Source organism: Streptomyces flavovariabilis (assembly GCF_000725785.1).
Classification (GTDB): Bacteria; Actinomycetota; Actinomycetes; order Streptomycetales; family Streptomycetaceae; genus Streptomyces; species Streptomyces hawaiiensis.
The window spans coordinates 106,145-127,630 of sequence record NZ_JNXD01000018.1 but is presented as its reverse complement, the minus strand read 5'-3'; the positions used below and the strand labels follow the sequence as shown (position 1 = coordinate 127,630).

Genomic DNA, 21,486 nt, shown 5'->3' with positions numbered 1-21,486 from the left:
GTCTCCTCCGGGGCTGCGCGGTCGCGTAACTGTGGGGTCCCGCTCGGGGCGGGGTTCGGTCGCGGCGGTCACGGCGTAAATCGGCGGGACGAATCAACGCTCGGTAAACGGATCGTAATGCAGAGTAAAGGGTGAGCATAGACTTTACGGGCAAATGGGCGAATAAATAACCCTGAAGAGTGAAGTGGCCATTTGATCGGCTTGTCGTACTAATTCCTTCTCGGTCTCATGCGAATTTGGCGGCGCTGTCCGCACCCGAGAGAAGGAAGAAGGTGGGCGGAACATGGCCGCCACCCACAGGATCGCCGCGGGCTCCGTGATCGCCGCTGTCTGCGCCGCATCGCTCGCCGGTTGCGCGACCGGCACCCCTCGGCAGCAGAACCCCGAACCGCGGAAGGCGACACCGGCACAGGCGCCGAAGAGCGCGGTCCGGCTGATCGGAGACGGCTCCACCGCCTACACCGGCGCCCAGCCGCACCTGCCCAGGCCCGAACGCCTGCGGCCCGGCCAGAAGCCCCCGCAGTTCGTCGTCTTCTCCTGGGACGGTGCGGGCGAGGACAGCCAGAAGCTGTTCTCCCACTTCCGCAAGGTCGCCAGGGACAACAACGCGACCATGACGTACTTCCTGAGCGGCGTGTACATGCTGCCGGACGACGAGCGTGACCAGTACCGGCCGCCGCAGCACTCCCCGGGCCGCTCCGACATCGGCTTCAACGACCGCCGCGGCATCGCCGCCACGGTGAAGCAGCTGCGCCTGGCGTGGCTGGAGGGCAACGAGATCGGCACCCACTTCAACGGCCACTTCTGCGGCAGCGGAGGCGGCGTCGGTGAGTGGTCGGTCGAGGACTGGAAGGACGAGATCTCCCAGGCCAAGCGGTTCGTGAAGAGCTGGAAGACCAATACCGGCCTGAAGGACGCGTCCCCGCTGCCCTTCGACTACGACAAGGAGCTCATCGGCGCCCGCACGCCCTGCCTCGAGGGCCAGCGCAACTTCATGAGGGCGGCACGCGACCTGGGCTTCCGCTACGACACCAGCGGCGTCAACGACCAGGTCTGGCCCAAGAAGAAGCAGGGCCTGTGGGACGTGTCCATGCAGCTCGTGCCGTTCCCCGGCCACTCCTTCGAGCAGCTCACCATGGACTACAACTTCATGGTCAACCAGTCGGGCACCAAGACCCAGGGCAACCCCGCCATGCACGGCTTCTGGGGCGACCAGATGCGCGACGGCCTCCTCGAAGGCTTCCAGCGGGCCTACGACGGCAACCGCGCGCCCCTGATCATCGGCAACCACTTCGAGTCCTGGAACGGCGGCACCTACATGCGGGCCGTCGAGGAGGTCATCGAGAGGGTGTGCACCAAGAAGGAGGTGCGCTGCGTCTCGTTCCGGCAGCTCGTGGACTGGCTGGACGCGCAGGACCCGAAGACGCTGGACAAGCTGCGCACCCTGCGGGTCGGCGAGGCGCCCAAGCAGGGCTGGGCGTCCTTCCTGTCGGACCGGCCCGCCCCGGCACCCAGGGGCGTGCCCGGGGCTCCGGCGGCCAGGAGGTAACCCTTCGGGCGGACGTCACCGGTCGCACGCGCGCGTGAAACCCGGTCGCGCGCGTGAAGAAGGCCACTCCGCCGGGGGACGGGGCCCCGGGGTGCGTAGGGTCGTACTCATGAGTACAGCAGGCGCGAGCGCCGATCCCCTCGCGGCCCTGGGGGCGCTGCCCGGAGTGGCCGATTCCGTGGAGTCCGTACGCAAGGCCGTGGACCGGGTCTACGGGCACCGGGTCATGCGGCGGCGCAGCAACGCGATCACCTCCGAGGCCGCTCTGCGCGGCGCCCGCGGCTCGGCCGCGCTGTCCGGTGCCGACTGGGCGCTGGAAGAGGTGCGCCGGCGTACGGACTTCAGCGGCGACGACGAGGCCCGCACCGTGGGCGCCGCCCTACGGCTCACCGCGGAGGCGGGCCAGCTGCTGTCGATCTGGCGGCAGTCCCCCTTGCGGGTGCTGGCCCGGCTGCACCTGGTGGCGGCCGCGGACCAGGACGACCAGGTGGGGCGGCCCCGCAAGGAGGGCGAGCAGGTCGACGAGCCGCTCGTCGGGCTGCCGCTGCCGAGTGCCACCGAGGCGCACGGCAGGCTGGACGGACTGGCCGGGCTGATCATCGCGGGCGGCTCCGCACCGGCGCTGGTGACAGCGGCCGTCGTGCACGGCGAGCTCCTCGCCCTGCGCCCCTTCACGTCCCACAACGGACTGGTCGCCCGCACGGCCGAACGCATCGTCCTGGTCGGCAGCGGCCTGGATCCGAAGTCGGTCTGCGCGGCCGAGGTCGGCCACGCCGAGCTGGGACGCGACGCCTATCTGGACGCCCTCGGGGGGTACGTCTCCGGGACCTCGGAGGGGGTCGCCGCCTGGATCGCCCACTGCGGCAGGGCGGTCGAACTGGGGGCCCGCGAATCGATGGCGGTGTGCGAGGCGCTGCAGCGCGGAGCGGCGTGACATCGCCCGGCCGGAAAAATAATGCGGCGGTACGAGTTCTCGTACCGCCGCTGGCATGAGCATCGGGTTACCAAGCGTCCTCGATATATGCCCATCAGGTCGGGAGCTTTGCCCGTCCCTGGTGCGGCTGGCCCGTATTCGACGGGTCGACGTCGCGTGGGTGCCCGGTGTTCATGCTCGGTCCGTGGGGCCAAATGCGTGAAAAGGTGATCCTCTCGGATGTCCTTGGTCTCGCGGGCCGTTGAGTCCTTTGTACTCCTGCCCCGGAGCAAGCGGAAGTCCAGGCTGCACTTCTTTACTTTTGGGTTCAAATAGGGCGGTGTTCGGCCGCAGGTCAAGCGACCGTCGCCCGGCGCCTGTTCGCGTACCAGACGAGTCCCGCGGTGGCCGCGGCGGCGCCTATGGCGGCGACCGCGACGAGCGCCGGGCGCGGCGGTACGGAGAACGCGGGGATCCGCTGCTTGAGCCGTACCGGGCGGTGGAAGTCCAGGATCGGCCACCCGCGCGCGAGGGCCTCCCGGCGCAGCGCCCGGTCCGGGTTCACGGCATGCGGGTGGCCGACGGAGTCCAGCATCGGCACATCGGTCGCCGAGTCGCTGTAGGCGTAGCAGCGGCTGAGGTCGTATCCCTCGGACTCGGCCAGCTCCCTGACGGCCTCGGCCTTGGTCGGGCCGTACGCGTAGTACTCCACCTCGCCGGTGAAGCAGCCGTCGTCGCCCACGACCATGCGGGTGGCGACCACGCGGTCCGCGCCGAGCAGCTCGCCGATCGGCTCGACCACCTCCGCGCCCGACGTGGACACGATCACGACGTCGCGGCCGGCGGTGTGGTGTTCCTCGATGAGGGAGGCGGCCTCGTCGTAGATGATCGGGTCGATCAGGTCGTGCAGTGTCTCGGCGACGATCTCCTTGACCTGCTGCACGTTCCAACCGCGGCACAGGGCGGACAGATATGCGCGCATGCGCTCCATCTGGTCGTGGTCGGCGCCGCCGGCCAGGAAGACGAACTGGGCATATGCGGTACGCAAGACGGCCCGGCGGTTGATCAGACCGCCTTGGTAGAACGACTTGCTGAACGTGAGCGTGCTCGACTTCGCAATGACCGTCTTGTCCAGGTCAAAGAAGGCGGCTGTGCGGGGCAACGAGTGGTTTTCCACGCCCCAGAGCATAGGGGCAGCCCATTCGGCGTAAGGTGGGGCGCGTGGGTTTGCCTGAGAAGGCTCTCGGGTACACCATGGAAGTCACGGATCGTTCGCGACCGTGCTAACCCGGCCCGACTCCTCCCCCCCCGAGTCGGCCGTGGGGACGACCCCCGCTCTCCCCCCCGGCGGGGGTCGTCGCATGTCCGGATGCATTTTCTTCCCCTTGGTATGGCCTGACAGCCGCTCTGATGCGGCCTCGGGCATGTATTGACATGCCCATGATCTGTTACGGTGTGTAGTTGACCGACCGCTCTGCGGGAGTCGCACCGGGAGCCTGAGCGGCTCACCGGTATGGGTGACGCCGATATTCACAACCCCCGGGCCGTCCACAGTTATTGACCAAGATCCACACGATTTCCGGGATCGCTGCACCGTGATTCCAACGCATCCCGCTCGCGGCGAGTTCATGGCCGGTTCCGAGTACCCGGAGGCGTTCGGCCGGTTTCCGCCGGCCGTTCACAGGGAGGTCGCTTGTCGGCTCCTCCCACGTTTGGGAATCGCGGGGCCGCAGAGGCCGCGCGACTCATGCAGCGAAGGGGGATGGAAACCGTGGCCGGAACCGTCACACACGACCCGCCGCCGGCCGCCGGAGGGCGGCAGGGCGGACCGCTGATCGTCACCGAGGACACCGAACTCCTCGACGATCTGCTGCGCCTGTGCGCGGCGGCGGGCGCCACACCCGAGGTGCACCACGGGGTGCCGGAGCGCAGAGGCAGCTGGGAGGCCGCACCGCTCGTCCTGGTCGGCGACGACGCCGCGCGGCGAGTGCGCGGGGCCGTGCGCAGAAGGGGCGTGGTGCTCGTCGGCCGGGACCAGGACGATTCCGGGGTGTGGCGGCGGGCCGTCGAGATCGGCGCCGAACACGTCCTGATGCTGCCCGACGGCGAGCAGTGGCTGGTCGACCGGATCGCCGACGTGGCCGAAGGCGTCGGCCGGCCCGCCCTCACCGTGGGCGTCATCGGCGGCCGGGGCGGGGCCGGAGCGTCCACGCTCGCGTGCGCTCTCGCCGTCACCTCCGCGCGGGAGGGACTGCGCACCCTCCTCGTGGACGCCGATCCGCTGGGCGGCGGACTCGACGTACTCCTCGGCGGTGAGACGGCCGAAGGGCTGCGCTGGCCCGCCTTCGCCTCCTCGCGCGGCCGGGTCGGCGGGGGAGCCCTGGAGGAGTCGCTGCCCGAGCTGCACTCGCTGCGGGTGCTCAGCTGGGACCGCGGCGACCGGATCGCGGTCCCGCCGCAGGCGGTGCGGGCCGTGCTCGCGGCGGCCCGGCGCCGGGGCGGCACGGTCGTGGTCGACCTGCCGCGCCGGATCGACGACGGCGTCGCCGAGGTCCTCACCCAGTTGGACGTGGGCGTGCTGGTGGTGCCCGCCGAGCTGCGGGCCGTCGCGGCCGCGGGGCGGGTGGCCTCCGCGGTCGGCATGGTCCTGCGGGATCTGCGAGTGGCCGTCCGCGGACCCTACCCACCGGGGCTCGACGACCGTGAGGTGGCCCGGCTGCTCGGACTGCCCCTGGTCGGCGAGGTGCCGGCCGAGCCCGGGCTGTCGCGCCCGGACGAGGACACGGCGCCACCGGGTGCCGTCCCCCGCGGCCCGCTCGCCCGGTTCTGCAAGGAGTTCTGGGAGCGGGCGCTCGTCGAGGCGGGTGCGGCATGACCACCCTGGCCGGACTCGAGGGCGCGGCACTGCTCGACGGGGTGCGGCGGTGGCTGGCCGAGAGCGGGGCCGAGCCGACTCCCGCGCGCGTGGCGCAGGCGCTGCGGGAGCAGGGGCGGGTCCTCGGCGACGCCGAAGTCCTGGGGGCCGCCGCACAGTTGCGGTCCGAGCTGGTCGGCAGCGGGCCGCTGGAGCCGCTCCTCGCCGATCCGTCGGTGACGGACGTGCTGGTGTCGGCCCCGGACCGGGTCTGGGTCGACCGGGGCGGCGGACTGGAGCTGACGCCGGTGCGGTTCGCGGACGCGGCGGCCGTGCGACGGCTCGCCCAGCGCCTCGCCGCCGTCGCCGGACGCCGCCTGGACGACGCCCGGCCCTGGGCCGACGCCCGGCTGCCCGACGGAACCCGGCTGCACGCGGTGCTGCCGCCGGTGGCCGTGGGCTGCGCCTGCCTGTCGCTGCGGGTCGTACGGCCGCGTGCCTTCACGCTCGGCGAGCTGGTCGCGGCGGGCACGGTGCCACCGGGCGGGGACCGCGTGCTGCGCGCCCTGCTCGACGCCCGGCTGTCCTTCCTCGTCAGCGGCGGCACCGGCACCGGCAAGACCACGCTGCTCAGTGCCCTGCTGGGGCTGGTGGGACCGGACGAGCGGATCGTCCTCGCCGAGGACTCGGCGGAACTGCGGCCCGACCATCCGCACGTCGTGCGGCTGGAGACGAGGCCCGCCAACCAGGAGGGGGCGGGCCTCGTCACCCTCGAGGACCTGGTGCGCCAAGCGCTGCGGATGCGGCCGGACCGGCTGGTCGTGGGCGAGGTGCGCGGACCCGAAGTGGTGCATCTGCTGGCCGCGTTGAACACCGGCCACGAGGGCGGCTGCGGGACCGTGCACGCCAACGCCGCCGCCGATGTACCGGCCCGGCTGGAGGCGCTCGGTACGGCCGCGGGGCTCGACCGGGCCGCGCTGCACAGCCAGTTGGCGGCCGCCCTCTCCGTGGTGCTGCACCTGGTGCGCGACCGGGCCGGGCGGCGGCGGATCGCCGAGGTGCATGTGCTGGAACGGGAGCCGTCGGGGCTGGTGCGGACGGTGCCGGCGCTGCGGTGGGGAGCGCAGGCCTTCGCGCGCGAGCGGGGGTGGGAGCGGCTGCGGGGGCTGCTCCGGGGCGAGGCGAACGAGAGCGGCCGCCCGGGCGGGGCCGGGATGGAGGGGGCGAGTCATGACGGGGGTGCCTGAGATGTCGATGGCTGCGGCCGTTGCGTGCATGGGGGCGGCCGTCTGGATGCTGGGTGAGCGCGAGGACGCGGCGCGGCGGGCGCGGTTGCTCCTCGCGGGCAGTGGAGCCGCAGGGGACGGGCCGCCCGGGTGGCGGCGGATGACCGGTGGGCTGCGGGGCGTTCGCGGGCGGCTGCGGGCCGAGTGGTGGTTGCCGGTGGCGGGGCTGGTGCTGGCGGTACTCGGGGCGTCGGTGCTGCCGGCCGTCCTGGGGGCGGCCGGGGTGCCGTTGCTGCGGCGGGCCCGGCTCGCCGGCCGGACGCGGCGGGACCGGGAGTGCCGGGCCGACGCGGTGATCGCCTTGTGCGGGGCGCTCGCCGGTGAGGTGCGGGCCGGACGCCAGCCGGGTGAGGCGCTGCTGCGGGCCGCGCGGGACCACGGCGGACTCGCGGACGCGCAGGCGACGGTGCTGGCGGCGGCGCGGTTCGGCGGTGACGTGCCGGACGCGCTCGCGACGGCGGCACGGCAACCGGGCGCCGAGGGACTGCGGGGACTCGCGGCGTGCTGGCGGGTGGCCGTGGACCAGGGTGCGGGGCTCGCGGCCGGACTCGACCGGCTCGCCGCCGCCCTCCGGGCGGAACGGGACCAGCGTTCCGATCTGCGGGCCCAGCTGGCGGGCGCCCGGGCCACGGCGGTGATGCTCGCCGGGCTGCCGGCCCTGGGGCTGCTCATCGGCACCGCACTCGGGGCCGGTCCCCTCCACGTCCTGCTGCACACCGGGGCGGGGCTGGGCTGTCTGGCGGCCGGCGGGGTGCTGGAGGGCCTGGGGCTGTGGTGGGTGCGGCGGATCGTGCGGGGTGCGGAGGTGGCGGCATGAGCAGCGGAGAAGTTGTCCACAGGCTGGGGGCGGCCATGGGGATCGTGCTGGCCTGCGGATGGCTGGTGCGGTGGCTGGTGGAGGCGCGGCGCCGCCGGAGGATGCGCCGTCGGCTGACCGGCCTGTCAGGTCCCCGGAAAGCGGCTGCTCCTGTCCGGCGGCCGGCGATGCGCGCGGCCGCGCGGACCTGGCTGGTTCCTCTCGGCGTGGCGTGCGCCGGATGGGTGCTCGTCGAAGGCCTCACCGGGGCGGCCGTGGGACTGGCCGGAGCGGCGGTGTGGCGGCGGTGGCGGCTGAGGCAGGAGACGGCTGCCACCGGCCCGGGAGAGCGCCGCCTCGCTGAGGCGGCGCGGCAACTGCCCCTTGCCGCCGACCTGCTGGCGGCCTGCATCGCGGCGGGGGCCGGCCCGGTGATCGCCGCGCAGGCGGTGGGCGAGGCCCTGGGCGGCCCGGTCGGGGACGCCCTCGCCCGGGGTGCCGCGGAGGTACGGCTGGGCGGCGAACCGGGCTCGGCCTGGCGGGGGTTGGGTGCCGTCCCGGGCGCCGGAGGTCTGGCCCGGCTGCTCGAACGGGCCGATGTGTCCGGGATGCCCGCCGCGGTGCCGGTCGCGCGGCTCGCCGCGGAGGCCCGGGCCGACTGGGGCCGTGCCGCGACGGCCAGGGCCCGCCGGGCGGGCGTGATGGTCAGTGCGCCGGTCGGGCTGTGCTTCCTGCCCGCCTTCATCGCGGTCGGCGTGCTGCCCGTGGTGATCGGGCTCGCGGGCGGGGTGCTCGGAGGGGGTGGTGGATGACGCGGCGCCGGACCGGAAGCAACTGAGCGACAGACAGAAGAAGTTCGGACTCTTTCCTACGGGGGTTGAGATGTATCAGGCGGTACGGGCACGACTGCGTGCCCTGGTGTGCGGGATGCGTGCGGCGCGGAGGGACGCGGGGATGGTCACCTCCGAGTACGCGATGGGAATCGTCGCGGCGGTGGCGTTCGCGGTGGTGCTCTACAAGGTCGTCACGAGCGGCCCGGTCAGCGCGGAGCTCCAGAACATCGTGAAGGAAGCCCTCAATGCGCGGATGTGAGCGGGGCGCGGACCGGGGGTTCGTCACGGCGGAGTCGGCCGTCGTGCTGCCCGTACTGGTGATGTTCGCGATGGCGCTGGTGTGGGGGCTCCTGGTCGTGGCCGCGCAGATCCAGTGCGTGGACGCGGCCCGGACCGGCGCGCGTGCGGCGGCCCGCCAGGACCCGCCCGGCGCGGTCGTGAAGCTGACCCGCGAGGCGGCACCGCCCGGCGCGAAGGTGACCGTCAGCCGGGACGCCGAGCACGTCCGGGTGGTCGTCGTGGCGCAGCCGCCGGTACTGCGCGGTCTGTCCTTCGCCGTGCGCGAGGAGGCCGTGGCGTCGGTGGAGGAGGCGGTGGGCGGGTGAGACGGCACCAGAGGAAGGCCTGCTCGGGCCGGGCGTCGGCCGCTGCCCGCAGTGCCGGTTCGGACCGGGTGTCCGCCGGCGTCCGGAGCGCCGGTTCGGACCGGGTGTCCGCCGCCGTCCGGAGCGCCCGTTCGGACCGGGGCTCCGCCGGCGTCTGGAGTGTCGGGGCGATCGCCGTCCTGTGCGTGGTGTTCGGTGTCGTCCTCGCGCTCGGGCAGGCCGTCGTCATCCGGCATCGTGCGGCGGGCGGCGCGGATCTCGCGGCACTCGCCGCGGCGGACCACTGGGCCGACGGCGGTACGGCGGCCTGTGCCCGGGCCGGCCGGACGGCCCGGGCACAGGGCGTGCGGCTCGTGCGCTGCCAGGTCGTCGGGGAGGTCTCGGACGTGACGGCGGCGTCGGGACGGGGCCCGTTCACGGCGGAGGTCAGGGCGCGGGCGGGGCCTGCGACGGCTCCGTTGGATCTGCCGACGGCTGCTCAGGCGCCTGGTCCGCCCGCTTCTCCTGGTCCGCCCGCTCCTTCTCCTCCGGAGCCCCCTCCAGCAGCACCGTGAGGAGCCGCACCGCCCCCCTCTTGTGCAGCGGGTCGTTGCCGTTGCCGCACTTGGGGGACTGGATGCAGGACGGGCAGCCGGCGTCGCACTCGCAGGAGGCGATGGCCTGCCGGGTGGCGGTCAGCCAGGTGCGGGCGGTGTGGAAGGCGCGCTCCGCGAAGCCCGCGCCACCCGGATGGCCGTCGTAGACGAAGACCGTGGGCAGGAGCGTGTCGGGGTGGAGCGGGATCGACACGCCGCCGATGTCCCAGCGGTCGCAGGTCGCGAAGAGGGGCAGCAGGCCGATCGACGCGTGTTCGGCGGCGTGCAGGGAGCCGCCGAGGATCTCGGGGTTGATCCGGGCCCGGTCCAGCTGGTCCTCGGTGACGGTCCACCACACGGCGCGGGTGCGCAGCGTACGAGGAGGGAGGTCGAGTTTGGTCTCACCGAGCACTTCACCGGTGATGAGCCGTCTGCGGAGGTAGGAGACAACCTGGTTGGTGACCTCGACGGAGCCGTAGCAGAGGCGGCCGTCGCCCCACGGGATCTCGATATCCGTCTCCAGGACGGAGATCGACGTCGTGTCGCGGGCGACCGTGGAGTACGGCGGGGCGGCCTCCTCGACGAGGGCGACGGAGTCCTCCAGGTCCAGTGAGCGCACCAGGTACGTGCGGCCCTGGTGGAGGTGGACCGCCCCCTCGTGGACCGTCGAGTGCGCGGCGCCCGCGTCGACCGTGCCGAGCAGCCGGCCCGTGCCGGTTTCGACGACCTGGACCGGGCGCCCGCCCTCCCCCCGGATGTCGGTCAGGTCGGCGGCGCGCTCGCGGCGGGTCCAGTGCCAGGCCCTGGTGCGGCGGCGCAGCAGCTTCGCGGCCTCCAGTTGCGGCAGGAGATCCGCGCCGGCCGGGCCGAACAGGTCGAGGTCCTCGTCCGTCAGGGGCAGCTCCGCGGCGGCCGCGCACAGGTGCGGGGCCAGCACGTAAGGGTTGTCCGGGTCGAGGACGGTCGATTCGACGGGCTGGTCGAACAGGGCCTCGGGGTGGTGGACGAGGAAGGTGTCCAGCGGGTCGTCGCGGGCGACCAGGACGGCCAGGGCGCCCTGCCCGGACCGTCCGGCCCGGCCCGCCTGCTGCCACAGGGAGGCGCGCGTGCCCGGGTAGCCGGCGATGACGACCGCGTCGAGGCCGGAGATGTCGATGCCGAGTTCGAGGGCGTTCGTCGCGGCGAGGCCCAGCAGTTCACCCGAATGGAGGGCTTGTTCGAGAGCGCGGCGCTCTTCGGGGAGGTAGCCGCCCCGGTACGCCGCGACACGCCGGGCCAGCGACCGGTCGACCTCGGCCAGCCGCTCCTGGGAGATGACCGAGATCAGCTCGGCGCCGCGCCGGGAGCGGACGAAGGCGACCGAGCGCACGCCCTGCACGGTGAGGTCGGTCAGCAGGTCGGCTGCCTCGGCGGTGGCCGTGCGGCGGACGGGGGCGCCCTTCTCGCCGTGCAGCTCGGTCAGCGGCGGTTCCCAGAGGGCGAACACCAGTTCACCGCGCGGGGAGGCGTCGTCGGCCACCTCCAGCACCGGCACACCGGTGAGGCGACCGGCGGCCACCGCGGGCTCGGCGGCGGTCGCCGAGGCCAGCAGGAACACGGGCGACGCGCCGTAGCGGGCACACAGGCGGCGCAGCCGGCGCAGTACCTGGGCGACGTGTGAGCCGAAGACGCCGCGGTAGGTGTGGCACTCGTCGATGACGACGTACTTGAGCGACTTCAGGAAGGAGGACCAGCGAGGGTGGGACGGCAGGATGCCGCGGTGCAGCATGTCCGGGTTGGTCAGGACGTAGTTGGCGTACTGGCGGATCCACTCGCGTTCCTCGAACGGAGTATCGCCGTCGTACACGGCCGGGCGGACGGAATTGCCCAAAGGTTGTGAAAGTTCCTTCACGGAACGGCACTGATCCGCTGCGAGAGCCTTGGTCGGAGCCAGGTAGAGAGTGGTCGCACCGCGGCCGTTCGGGGCCTCCGCGCCCTCCACGAGGGTGGACAGGATCGGCACGAGGTAGGCCAGGGACTTGCCTGAGGCCGTGCCGGTGGCGACGACGACCGACTCGCCGTCGAGGGCGTGCTCGGCCGCCCGTGCCTGGTGGGCCCAGGGATGCTCGATGCCCGTGGCACGCACGGCCGCGACGACCTCCGCGCGGATCCGGTCCGGCCAGACGGCATGCCGGCCCTCACGGGGGGGCAAGTGCTCCGTATGAGTAATGCGCGAAGCCCTGCCCGGACCGGACGCGAGCCGGTCCAGGACCGCGCCCGGCGCGGGTCGGGAGGCGGGGTCCGTCGGGGTTCGATCGGATCGGTGATTCTTGGCCATCGGCACCGAGTGTGTCACTGGCGTGACGGACAATGGAGCCAAGGCGTCGTCTACGCCTGCCGGTAAGTGATTGAATGCCATCGCGGCTGGCGAAGCGTCCAGGGGCTGAAGCCGAATGCCCCTAGGGCGACCGCTCGATAGCAAGGTGCTGGAGGATCCGTGGACCTGTCCCTGTCGACCGAAACCATGGGCGATCGCACGATCGTCAGGGTCGGTGGCGAAATCGACGTATATACCGCGCCCAAGTTGCGCGAGCAGTTGGTCGAGCTGGTGAACGACGGCAGTTTCCACCTTGTCGTCGACATGGAGGGCGTGGACTTCCTCGACTCCACCGGGCTCGGCGTACTGGTCGGCGGCCTGAAGCGTGTGCGGGCCCATGAGGGCTCTCTGCGCCTGGTGTGCAACCAGGAGCGCATTCTGAAGATCTTCCGTATCACCGGCCTCACCAAGGTGTTCCCGATTCACACCTCGGTCGAGGAAGCGGTTGCGGCCACCGACTGACACCGGTCCCGGGCTCCGGGCCCGGGCCGGACGACGTTCGGCAGAAGTGAAGACCGAGGGGGCCCGGGCTTTCGGAGGCCCGGAGCCTCCCGACAGCACGCCCGAAGTTGCGAGGGGGATGCATGGCCACCGTTGAGCTCCGCTTCAGCGCGCTGCCCGAGCACGTCAGGACCGCCCGGCTGGTGGCGGCAGCGGTGGCGCGCAGGGCCGGAGTGGACGAGGCCGTCCTCGACGAGGTCAGGCTCGCCGTCGGCGAGGCGTGCACCCGAGCCGTCGGGCTGCACCAGAGCGGCGGTATCTCGGCACCGGTGAAGGTGCTGCTGATCGAGGAGGAGAAGCAGTTCTCCATCGAGGTCGGCGACGAGGCCCCGCACGCGGTGGCCGGCGAGCGCGCCCCCGGCGCCGGTCCCGGCGACCCCGACGGGGAGACCGACGAGGACGAGATGGGCCTCGCGGTCATCAGCGGACTCGTCGACGACGTCGAGGTCAGCGCGGGAGAGCACGGCGGGCTGATCAAGATGACCTGGCCGACCACGCCGCCGCCGACGATTCTGGTCTGACCCCGCCACCGCGCACACCGTTCTTCCGAAGGGCCCCACCCGTGGGGCCCTTCGTCATGTGCGGGTGTCAGTGCTCGCCTTTACAGTAGTTCCTGTGCCGTTCATCGCGTGAATTCGTTCACGATCATTCGCGCGCTCTCCGGCAGCCTCAGAATGCTTTCAGGGCATTACCCGGAAGACCAATTCCGTTAATCGCGCACTGTTTTGATCAGGTTCCGGTACCTACAATCCCGTCCACATCTTGAGCTCAGCCCAAGCGTCAAGGAGGACGAATGGCGGGGCTTTCCCTCTCACAACAGTCGGGCCATCCCACAGACCTCGCAGCCGCCGTACTGACCGATGGCAACCGCGTCCTCATCGTGGTCATCGCGGTCGTCGCACTGGCGGCACTGGCGGTCGCGGGCGTCCTGGTGCGCCAGGTACTCGCGGCCGGCGAGGGCACCGACAGCATGAAGGAGATCGCGGCAGCGGTCCAGGAAGGCGCGAACGCCTATCTGGCCCGTCAGCTGCGCACGCTCAGCGTATTCGCGGTGATCGTGTTCTTCCTGCTCATGCTGCTGCCCGCGGACGACTGGAATCAGCGTGCCGGACGGTCGGTGTTCTTCCTGATCGGAGCGGCGTTCTCGGCGGCCACCGGCTATATCGGCATGTGGCTCGCCGTACGCAGCAATGTGCGTGTCGCCGCGGCGGCGCGCGAAGCCACCCCGGCGGAAGGCGAGCCGGAAAAGGATCTGACCACCGTCTCGCACAAGGCGATGAAGATCGCTTTTCGTACGGGCGGCGTGGTCGGCATGTTCACGGTGGGCCTCGGCCTGCTCGGCGCCTCCTGCGTGGTGCTGGTGTACGCGGCCGACGCGCCGAAGGTGCTCGAGGGCTTCGGCCTCGGGGCCGCGCTGATCGCGATGTTCATGCGTGTCGGCGGCGGCATCTTCACCAAGGCCGCCGACGTCGGCGCCGACCTGGTCGGCAAGGTCGAACAGGGCATTCCGGAGGACGACCCGCGCAATGCCGCGACCATCGCCGACAACGTGGGCGACAACGTCGGCGACTGCGCGGGCATGGCGGCCGACCTCTTCGAGTCGTACGCCGTCACCCTGGTCGCCGCGCTGATCCTCGGCTCGGCGGCCTTCGGCGACGCCGGGCTCGGCTTCCCGCTGCTCGTGCCGGCGATCGGTGTGATCACCGCCATGATCGGCATCTTCGCGGTGGCGCCCCGGCGCGCCGACCGCAGCGGCATGAGCGCGATCAACCGCGGGTTCTTCATCTCCGCGGTGATCTCGCTGGTGCTGGTGGCGGTGGCCGTCTTCGTCTATCTGCCGGGCAAGTACTCCGAGCTCGACGGGGTCACCGACGCCGCGATCCTCGGCAAGGACGGCGACCCGCGGATCCTCGCGCTCATCGCGGTGGCCATCGGTATCGTCCTCGCCGCCCTGATCCAGCAACTGACCGGCTACTTCACCGAGACCAGCCGCCGGCCCGTCAGGGACATCGGCAAGTCCTCGCTCACCGGCCCGGCCACCGTCGTCCTCGCCGGTATCTCCGTCGGTCTCGAATCCGCCGTCTACACGGCCCTGTTGATCGGCCTCGGTGTGTACGGGGCGTTCCTGCTCGGCGGTACGTCGATCATGCTGGCGCTGTTCGCGGTGGCGCTGGCCGGCACCGGCCTGCTCACCACGGTCGGTGTGATCGTCGCGATGGACACCTTCGGGCCGGTCTCCGACAACGCGCAGGGCATCGCGGAGATGTCCGGCGACGTCGAGGGCGCGGGCGCGCAGGTGCTCACCAACCTGGACGCCGTCGGCAACACCACCAAGGCGATCACCAAGGGCATCGCGATCGCCACGGCCGTGCTCGCGGCGGCGGCGCTGTTCGGGTCGTACCGCGACGCGATCTTCACCGGCGCGCGGGACGTGGGCGAGAAACTCAGCGGGGAAGGCGCCCCGATGAGTCTGATGATGGACATCTCGCAGCCCAACAACCTCGTGGGTCTCATCGCCGGTGCGGCGGTCGTCTTCCTCTTCTCGGGGCTGGCGATCAACGCCGTGTCGCGGTCGGCGGGTTCCGTGGTCTACGAGGTGCGGCGGCAGTTCCGGGAGAAGCCCGGGATCATGGACTACAGCGAGAAGCCGGAGTACGGCAAGGTCGTCGACATCTGCACCAAGGACGCCCTGCGCGAGCTCGCCACGCCCGGTCTGCTCGCCGTGCTGGCGCCCATCTTCATCGGGTTCACGCTCGGCGTCGGCCCGCTCGGCGCGTTCCTCGCGGGCGCGATCGGCGCGGGCACGCTGATGGCGGTGTTCCTCGCCAACTCCGGTGGCGCCTGGGACAACGCCAAGAAACTCGTCGAGGACGGCCACCACGGCGGCAAGGGCAGCGAGGCCCACGCGGCGACCGTGATCGGTGACACGGTCGGCGACCCCTTCAAGGACACCGCGGGCCCCGCGATCAACCCGCTGCTGAAGGTCATGAACCTGGTGTCGCTGCTCATCGCGCCCGCGGTGATCAAGTTCTCCTACGGCCCGGACAAGAGCATCGCGGTGCGGATTCTGATCGCCGCCCTGGCGTTCCTTGTGATCGCCGGGTCGGTGTACGTGTCAAAGCGGCGCGGAATCGCCATGGGTGACGAAGACAATGCCGAATCGGAGCCCAAGTCGGCCGATCCGGCGGTGGTTTCGTAGGAGGTTGTCCGAGCCCCGGTTCAAGGTGCGGGCGGGCGGCGCGCGTTGACGCGTCGCCCGCCCGCGCTATGTGGGTACACGCTCCCGCGTGAGCCTTCTCTCGCTTGGTGCAAAAGGTTACAAAAAGGTCTTAATAGGCGTTCGGCGTGCTGCTGCCGTGCATCCGGCGTGTATGTTCCGGGGCCGAGAGCCATGGAAGGGACCAAACCGGTGAACAAGAAGCTCGCGGCCGCACTGTCCGGCGGTGCGGTACTGGTACTGGCGCTGTCGGGCTGCGGCGGCGACGACGGCAACGACAAGCTGGACTCCTGGGCCAAGCAGGTCTGTGACGCCGTGCAGCCGCAGGCCAAGAAGATCGAGTCGGCCAATGCCGCCATCCAGAAACAGACCTCGGACAACAGCACGCCGGAGGACGTCCAGAAGACCGACGCACAGGCCTTCCAGGACATGTCCGACGCCTACAAGGCGATCGGGACCGCCGTGAACAAGGCCGGGGCCCCGGACGTCGAGAACGGCGAGAAGAAGCAGCAGGACGCCGTCAAGGAGCTCAACACGATCTCCACCTCGTACGCCTCGCTGAAGAAGCAGGTCGACGGGCTCGACACCAAGGACCAGGGCAAGTTCGCCGACGGCCTGAAGGACATCGCCACCGAGCTGGACAAGCTGAGCCAGAGCGGGAACGACGCCCTCAGGAACCTGGAGGAGGGCGAGGTCGGCCAGGCGATGGCCGAGCAGTCCAGCTGCAAGGCGGCCACGGCGTCGGCCGGGGCCACGCAGAGCTGAGGGGCTGAGCGGCAGGCAGCACGACGACGGAAATGCGACGGTCGCGCCGCAGGTGACCGAGGGTGCCTGATCGTGCCGAGCGGCAGGAACGCACGCGACCGGTCGCACGGACACGTGCGACACCCGTACCGGCGGCCACAATAGGGGCGTGAGTAACGCCAGTCAGTCACCCCTGCCCCCGCTGCCCGCCTCCGACCGTCCCGAAGTCGCCGCCCGGCTCCGGGACGCCCTGCTCGCGGCCTCCTTCACCGCCGACGGACTGCTCGAACTGCTCGGCGCCCCCGCGTACGCGGCACTGGCCCGGAGCGAGACCGTGCCCGCTCTCCGGGCGACCCGCGGGGACACGCCGCTGGAGATGCTCGTCCGGCTGTTCCTGCTCCAGCAGCCCGTGCCGCACGCGCGCCTGGCCGAGGTCCTGCCCGTGGACTGCCTGGAGAGCGGCTGGCTGGCCCGGACCGGCGAGGACGCACTCGCCGCCACGGTGGACGTCCGGCCCTACGGCGGGCCCGGCGGCGAGGACTGGTTCATCGTGTCGGACCTCGGCTGCGCGGTCGGCGGCGCCGGCGGGATCGGCCGGCATGACGAGGGGGTCGTCCTCGGAGTCGGGGGCGCCTCCACGACCCTCGCCGGCATCACCGTCCGGACGCCCGTCGCCACCGCGCTCGACCTCGGCACCGGCTCCGGCATCCAGGCCCTGCACGTCGCGCAGCACGCCACGCGCGTGACGGCCACCGACCTCAACCCGCGCGCCCTGCACAGCACCGCCCTCACACTGGCGCTGTCCGGCACCGCGGCCGCCGACCTGCGCGAGGGCTCCCTCTTCGAGCCGGTGCGGGGCGACGAGACATACGACCTGATCGTCTCCAACCCGCCCTTCGTGATCTCGCCCGGCGCCCGGCTCACCTACCGCGACGGCGGAATGAGCGGGGACGATCTGTGCCGCACGCTCGTTCAGCAAGCGGGCGACCGCCTGAACGAGGGCGGGTTCGCACAGTTCCTCGCGAACTGGCAGCACGTGGAAGGGGAGGACTGGCAGGACAGGCTCAGGTCATGGGTGCCCCGGGGCTGCGACGCGTGGATCGTGCAGCGCGAGGTGCAGGACGTCAATCAGTACGCCGAGCTGTGGCTGCGTGACGCCGGCGACCACCAGGGCGACGCGGCGGAGTACCAGGCGCGGTACGACGCATGGCTCGACGAGTTCGAGGCACGCAAGGTGAAGGCCGTCGGCTTCGGCTGGATCACCCTGCGCAGGACGAGCGCCGCCGTGCCCTCGCTCACGGTGGAGGAGTGGCCGCACCCGGTCGAGCAGCCGCTCGGCGACACGATCCGGGCCCACTTCGACCGGCTCGACCACCTGCGCGACCGCGACGACGCCGCCCTGCTCGAAGGTCATTTCCGGCTCGCCGCCGAGATCGTGCAGGAGCAGGTGGGGCTGCCCGGCGCGGAGGACCCCGAGCATGTCGTGCTGCGCCAGAACCGCGGCATGCGCAGGGCCACCCGGGTGGACACGGTCGGCGCGGGCTTCGCGGGCGTCTGCGACGGCACGATGAGCGCGGGCCGCATCCTCGACGCCATCGCCCAGCTGATCGGCGAGGACCCGGTGCTGCTGCGCGATCGCACACCGGCCCAGATCCGGCTGCTGGTCGAGCAGGGGTTCCTGGAGCCGGTCCGCTGAGGCGCTGCGGGGTGCCGCCCGCGCCCACCCGTGCCGCCGGGATGCCTGTGCGGGAGCTTGCCGTGGGCCCGTCGAGACGGCTCGCCAACAAATTCGAGTCGATTTGAACACCTCGTCCGAAACGGGTCATGAGGAACCGGACGCCCTTGATCCACCGACGTGTCGCCCTGGCGTTCACCTCGGGTTCGCCTGCCCGCCGCCCGTGCGTGTCAGCCTCCCGTGGCTGGAGATGCGCGGGCAGGGGAAGAGGGGTGTGGCGGGTCATGGAGAGCGAACCGGCGATCTTCGCGGGAGCGGTGTTCTCCCTGTTCGGAGGCGGGCTGCTGGCGTGGACCGCGACGCGCGTGCGTCAGGAGCGGCCCGTCGCCGAGGGTGTGAGGCCGGTCGCATCGGCGACCCTCGCCGGCGTCGTCGCGGTGCTCGCCCTGGCGGCCGGAACCTGGTGCTTCACCCGCCTCTGAGGCCCCCTCCGGCGACGTACCGGCGGGTGACCGGGGGGTCGCACTCCGCACAGGGGCGGGCCGGCTCCCGCTACTCCGGGCGGCAGGATTGGTGGTAGTCGGGTTACCGTTCGAGTGGCCGTTGCGGGCTTTTCCCGTTTGACACGGGGGCGGGATGTACCGTCACACTCCGCAGCGTCACCACGTACCCAGCCCCCGGTAAGCGACTCCGGGGAGGCCCCAGCGTCGACCGGAGAGAAGAGCGAAGTTGTCCCCGACCAGCGAGACCGCGAACGGCGGCCGCCGACTCGTCATCGTCGAGTCGCCTGCCAAGGCGAAGACGATCAAGGGCTATCTCGGCCCCGGATACACCGTCGAGGCGAGCGTCGGGCACATCCGCGACCTTCCCAACGGCGCCGCCGAGGTGCCCGAGAAATACACCGGCGAGGTCCGCCGCCTCGGTGTGGACGTCGAACACGACTTCGCACCCATCTATGTGGTCAACGCCGACAAGAAGGCGCAGGTCAAGAAGCTCAAGGACCTGCTGAAGGAGTCCGACGAGCTCTTCCTCGCCACCGATGAGGACCGCGAGGGCGAGGCCATCGCCTGGCACCTCCAGGAGGTGCTCAAGCCCAAGGTCCCGGTCAAGCGGATGGTCTTCCACGAGATCACCAAGGCCGCGATCCAGGCCGCCGTGGCCAACCCGCGCGAGCTGAACCAGAAGCTCGTCGACGCCCAGGAGACCCGCCGCATCCTCGACCGCCTCTACGGCTACGAGGTCTCGCCGGTCCTGTGGAAGAAGGTCATGCCGCGGCTGTCCGCGGGCCGTGTCCAGTCGGTCGCCACACGACTCGTCGTGGAGCGGGAACGCGAGCGCATCGCCTTTCGTTCGGCTGAGTACTGGGACCTGACCGGCACCTTCGCGACCGGCCGCGCGGGAGACTCGTCGGACCCGTCGTCGCTGGTCGCGCGCCTGCAGACCGTCGAGGGCAGGCGGGTCGCGCAGGGCCGTGACTTCGACTCCCTGGGACAACTGAAGAGCGCGAACACCCTCCACCTCGACGAGGCGAACGCCCGCGCCCTGGCCGCCGCCCTCGAGGACACGCGGTTCGCGGTGCGCTCCGTCGAGTCCAAGCCGTACCGCCGCTCGCCGTACGCCCCGTTCCGTACGACGACGCTGCAGCAGGAGGCCAGCCGCAAGCTCGGCTTCGGCGCGAAGGCCACCATGCAGGTCGCGCAGAAGCTGTACGAGAACGGCTACATCACCTACATGCGTACGGACTCCACGACCCTGAGCGACACGGCGGTCTCCGCCGCCCGCGCCCAGGTCACGCAGCTGTACGGCGCCGACTACCTGCCGCCGCAGCCGAGGACGTACGCCGGGAAGGTCAAGAACGCGCAGGAGGCCCACGAGGCGATCCGCCCCTCGGGTGATCGTTTCCGCACTCCCGCCGAGACCGGACTGACCGGTGACCAGTTCAAGCTCTACGAGCTGATCTGGAAGCGGACCGTCGCCTCCCAGATGAAGGACGCGACCGGCAACAGCGTCACGGTCAAGATCGGCGGCACGGCGGCCGACGGCCGGGACGTCGAGTTCAGCGCGTCCGGCAAGACGATCACCTTCCACGGCTTCCTCAAGGCCTACGTCGAGGGCGCCGACGACCCGAACGCCGAGCTGGACGACCGCGAGCGCCGACTGCCCCAGGTCTCCGAGGGCGACGCCCTGAGCGCCCGCGAGATCACGGTCGACGGCCACGCCACCAAGCCCCCGGCCCGCTACACCGAGGCCTCCCTGGTCAAGGAGCTCGAAGAGCGCGAGATCGGCCGCCCGTCGACGTACGCGTCGATCATCGGCACGATCCTCGACCGCGGCTACGTGTTCAAGAAGGGCACGGCCCTGGTGCCGTCCTTCCTGTCCTTCGCCGTCGTCAACCTCCTGGAGAAGCACTTCGGGCGGCTCGTCGACTACGACTTCACCGCCAAGATGGAGGACGACCTCGACCGCATCGCCCGCGGCGAGGCCCAGTCCGTGCCGTGGCTGAAGCGGTTCTACTTCGGCGAGGGCACGGTCAGCGGCGGTGCGGCCGACGCCGGCAACGGCGACGGGGACCACCTCGGCGGCCTCAAGGAGCTGGTGACGGACCTGGGCGCGATCGACGCCCGCGAGGTGTCGTCGTTCCCGGTGGCCAACGGCATCGTGCTGCGGGTCGGCCGCTACGGGCCGTACATCGAGCGCGGCGAGAAGGACACCGAGCAGCACCAGCGCGCCGACATCCCCGACGACCTGGCGCCCGACGAGCTGACCGTCGACCTCGCGGAGGAGCTGCTCGCCAAGCCGAGCGGTGACTACGAGCTGGGCACGGACCCGGCCACCGGCCACACGATCGTCGCCAAGGACGGCCGCTACGGCCCGTATGTGACGGAGATCCTCCCCGAGGGCACCCCGAAGACGGGCAAGAACGCGGTCAAGCCGCGCACGGCGTCCCTGTTCAAGACGATGTCCCTGGACACGGTGACCCTCGACGAGGCCCTGAAGCTGATGTCGCTGCCGCGTGTCGTCGGCGCCGACGCCGAGGGCCAGGAGATCACCGCGCAGAACGGCCGCTACGGCCCGTACTTGAAGAAGGGCACGGACTCGCGCTCGCTCCAGGCCGAGGAGCAGCTCTTCACGATCACGCTGGAGGAGGCGCTGGCGATCTACGCCCAGCCCAAGCAGCGTGGCCGGGCGGCCGCCAAGCCGCCGCTGAAGGAGCTGGGCACCGACCCGGTGAGCGAGAAGCCGGTCGTGGTCAAGGACGGCCGCTTCGGCCCGTACGTCACCGACGGCGAGACCAACGCGACCCTGCGCTCCGGCGACAGCGTCGAGGAGATCACCCCGGAGCGCGGTTTCGAGCTGCTCGCCGAGAAGCGTGCCAAGGCACCGGCGAAGAAGACCGCGAAGAAGGCGGCCAAGAAGGCGCCGGCGAAGAAGACGGCGACGGCCAAGAAGACCGCGGCGAAGAAGACCACGACCGCGAAGAAGACGACGGCGAAGAAGACCACCACGGCGAAGAAGACGGCCGCCAAGACGGCGACCGCCGCCAAGTCCGCGGAGGACTGAGGTCGTTCGAGTCCTGGACGG

At 71.5% G+C, this 21,486-nt stretch carries 17 protein-coding genes and 1 pseudogene; 16 read left to right on the top strand and 2 right to left on the bottom strand.

All coding sequences use genetic code 11. The features are described 5' to 3' along the window. Window positions 1-283 precede the first annotated feature (283 nt). Both IO24_RS0128405 and IO24_RS0128400 read left to right on the top strand, forming a co-directional pair. Window positions 284-1,549, top strand: a complete 1,266-nt coding sequence (locus tag IO24_RS0128405) for a polysaccharide deacetylase family protein (protein WP_031140410.1) — start codon at window positions 284-286, stop codon at window positions 1,547-1,549. Window positions 1,550-1,658: 109 nt separating this feature from the next. Continuing rightward, the gene (locus tag IO24_RS0128400) at window positions 1,659-2,483 is read left to right on the top strand and encodes a Fic family protein (protein WP_031140408.1); all 825 of its coding nucleotides are present in this window, start codon (window positions 1,659-1,661) and stop codon (window positions 2,481-2,483) included. A gap of 334 nt (window positions 2,484-2,817) precedes the next feature. Here the strand turns inward: IO24_RS0128400 and IO24_RS0128395 are convergent, their stop codons facing one another. Next, window positions 2,818-3,651: an HAD family hydrolase gene (locus tag IO24_RS0128395; RefSeq protein WP_031140406.1), complete on the bottom strand. Its 834-nt coding sequence runs from the start codon at window positions 3,649-3,651 to the stop codon at window positions 2,818-2,820. Window positions 3,652-4,224: 573 nt separating this feature from the next. On the opposite strand from IO24_RS0128395, the gene ssd reads away from it, so the two are divergent. From ssd to IO24_RS43460, 7 genes and pseudogenes are all read left to right on the top strand, one after another. Next, window positions 4,225-5,337, top strand: a complete 1,113-nt coding sequence (ssd, locus tag IO24_RS0128390; protein ID WP_031140404.1) for a septum site-determining protein Ssd — start codon at window positions 4,225-4,227, stop codon at window positions 5,335-5,337. Further along, on the top strand, window positions 5,334-6,563 hold the full coding sequence (locus IO24_RS0128385) for a TadA family conjugal transfer-associated ATPase (RefSeq protein ID WP_045296600.1): 1,230 nt from the start codon (window positions 5,334-5,336) through the stop codon (window positions 6,561-6,563). Before ssd ends, IO24_RS0128385 begins: the two co-directional genes overlap by 4 nt. Beyond that, a complete protein-coding gene (locus IO24_RS0128380; protein WP_031140400.1) occupies window positions 6,547-7,419 on the top strand; it encodes a type II secretion system F family protein in 873 nt (290 codons plus the stop codon). The genes IO24_RS0128385 and IO24_RS0128380 overlap by 17 nt, the downstream gene beginning before the upstream one ends. After that, window positions 7,416-8,210 (top strand): type II secretion system F family protein, encoded by a 795-nt coding sequence (locus IO24_RS0128375; RefSeq protein ID WP_031140398.1) that lies wholly within the window; start codon window positions 7,416-7,418, stop codon window positions 8,208-8,210. The genes IO24_RS0128380 and IO24_RS0128375 overlap by 4 nt, the downstream gene beginning before the upstream one ends. A 70-nt stretch (window positions 8,211-8,280) precedes the next feature. Beyond that, on the top strand, window positions 8,281-8,490 hold the full coding sequence (locus tag IO24_RS43465) for a DUF4244 domain-containing protein (protein ID WP_078899406.1): 210 nt from the start codon (window positions 8,281-8,283) through the stop codon (window positions 8,488-8,490). Continuing rightward, window positions 8,477-8,836: a TadE family type IV pilus minor pilin gene (locus tag IO24_RS0128365; protein WP_031140395.1), complete on the top strand. Its 360-nt coding sequence runs from the start codon at window positions 8,477-8,479 to the stop codon at window positions 8,834-8,836. The genes IO24_RS43465 and IO24_RS0128365 overlap by 14 nt, the downstream gene beginning before the upstream one ends. Then, window positions 8,833-9,222: pseudogene (locus IO24_RS43460) on the top strand (Rv3654c family TadE-like protein); the annotation flags it as partial. The gene IO24_RS0128365 and the pseudogene IO24_RS43460, both read left to right, overlap by 4 nt. 40 nt (window positions 9,223-9,262) lie before the next feature. On the opposite strand, the gene IO24_RS0128360 reads toward IO24_RS43460, so the two are convergent. Beyond that, window positions 9,263-11,809, bottom strand: coding sequence for a DEAD/DEAH box helicase (locus IO24_RS0128360; protein ID WP_078899400.1), 2,547 nt, complete (start codon window positions 11,807-11,809; stop codon window positions 9,263-9,265). Window positions 11,810-11,887: 78 nt separating this feature from the next. Between IO24_RS0128360 and bldG the strand changes: the two genes are divergently transcribed. The 7 genes from bldG (at window position 11,888) to topA (ending at window position 21,465) form a co-directional block, all read left to right on the top strand. Beyond that, complete coding sequence (gene bldG / locus IO24_RS0128355; RefSeq protein ID WP_003991900.1) at window positions 11,888-12,229, top strand: anti-sigma factor antagonist BldG; 342 nt, start codon at window positions 11,888-11,890, stop codon at window positions 12,227-12,229. A gap of 122 nt (window positions 12,230-12,351) precedes the next feature. Next, on the top strand, window positions 12,352-12,789 hold the full coding sequence (locus tag IO24_RS0128350) for an ATP-binding protein (protein WP_031140389.1): 438 nt from the start codon (window positions 12,352-12,354) through the stop codon (window positions 12,787-12,789). A gap of 272 nt (window positions 12,790-13,061) precedes the next feature. After that, complete coding sequence (locus IO24_RS0128345) at window positions 13,062-15,467, top strand: sodium-translocating pyrophosphatase (RefSeq protein WP_031140387.1); 2,406 nt, start codon at window positions 13,062-13,064, stop codon at window positions 15,465-15,467. Between the two features lie 192 nt (window positions 15,468-15,659). Beyond that, window positions 15,660-16,250 (top strand): hypothetical protein, encoded by a 591-nt coding sequence (locus tag IO24_RS0128340; RefSeq protein ID WP_031140385.1) that lies wholly within the window; start codon window positions 15,660-15,662, stop codon window positions 16,248-16,250. Window positions 16,251-16,398: 148 nt separating this feature from the next. Next, window positions 16,399-17,925, top strand: a complete 1,527-nt coding sequence (locus IO24_RS0128335; RefSeq protein ID WP_031140383.1) for a DUF7059 domain-containing protein — start codon at window positions 16,399-16,401, stop codon at window positions 17,923-17,925. A gap of 263 nt (window positions 17,926-18,188) precedes the next feature. Further along, complete coding sequence (locus tag IO24_RS0128330; RefSeq protein WP_031140381.1) at window positions 18,189-18,386, top strand: hypothetical protein; 198 nt, start codon at window positions 18,189-18,191, stop codon at window positions 18,384-18,386. Between the two features lie 247 nt (window positions 18,387-18,633). After that, entirely contained in the window at window positions 18,634-21,465 is a 2,832-nt protein-coding gene (gene topA / locus IO24_RS0128325) for a type I DNA topoisomerase (RefSeq protein ID WP_031140379.1), read from the top strand. Window positions 21,466-21,486 lie beyond the last annotated feature (21 nt).

Bases quoted from the DNA above. Each gene is read 5' to 3' on its own strand.
- IO24_RS0128330 (WP_031140381.1), top strand. From the start codon at position 18,189: ATGGAGAGCGAACCGGCGATCTTCGCGGGAGCGGTGTTCTCCCTGTTC.
- IO24_RS0128385 (WP_045296600.1), top strand. From the start codon at position 5,334: ATGACCACCCTGGCCGGACTCGAGGGCGCGGCACTGCTCGACGGGGTG.
- ssd (WP_031140404.1), top strand. From the start codon at position 4,225: ATGGAAACCGTGGCCGGAACCGTCACACACGACCCGCCGCCGGCCGCC.
- IO24_RS0128350 (WP_031140389.1), top strand. From the start codon at position 12,352: ATGGCCACCGTTGAGCTCCGCTTCAGCGCGCTGCCCGAGCACGTCAGG.
- IO24_RS0128380 (WP_031140400.1), top strand. From the start codon at position 6,547: ATGACGGGGGTGCCTGAGATGTCGATGGCTGCGGCCGTTGCGTGCATG.
- IO24_RS0128375 (WP_031140398.1), top strand. From the start codon at position 7,416: ATGAGCAGCGGAGAAGTTGTCCACAGGCTGGGGGCGGCCATGGGGATC.
- IO24_RS43465 (WP_078899406.1), top strand. From the start codon at position 8,281: ATGTATCAGGCGGTACGGGCACGACTGCGTGCCCTGGTGTGCGGGATG.
- IO24_RS0128365 (WP_031140395.1), top strand. From the start codon at position 8,477: ATGCGCGGATGTGAGCGGGGCGCGGACCGGGGGTTCGTCACGGCGGAG.
- IO24_RS0128345 (WP_031140387.1), top strand. From the start codon at position 13,062: ATGGCGGGGCTTTCCCTCTCACAACAGTCGGGCCATCCCACAGACCTC.
- IO24_RS0128400 (WP_031140408.1), top strand. From the start codon at position 1,659: ATGAGTACAGCAGGCGCGAGCGCCGATCCCCTCGCGGCCCTGGGGGCG.
- IO24_RS0128405 (WP_031140410.1), top strand. From the start codon at position 284: ATGGCCGCCACCCACAGGATCGCCGCGGGCTCCGTGATCGCCGCTGTC.
- IO24_RS0128360 (WP_078899400.1), bottom strand. From the start codon at position 11,809: ATGGCATTCAATCACTTACCGGCAGGCGTAGACGACGCCTTGGCTCCA.
- IO24_RS0128340 (WP_031140385.1), top strand. From the start codon at position 15,660: ATGGAAGGGACCAAACCGGTGAACAAGAAGCTCGCGGCCGCACTGTCC.
- IO24_RS0128395 (WP_031140406.1), bottom strand. From the start codon at position 3,651: ATGCTCTGGGGCGTGGAAAACCACTCGTTGCCCCGCACAGCCGCCTTC.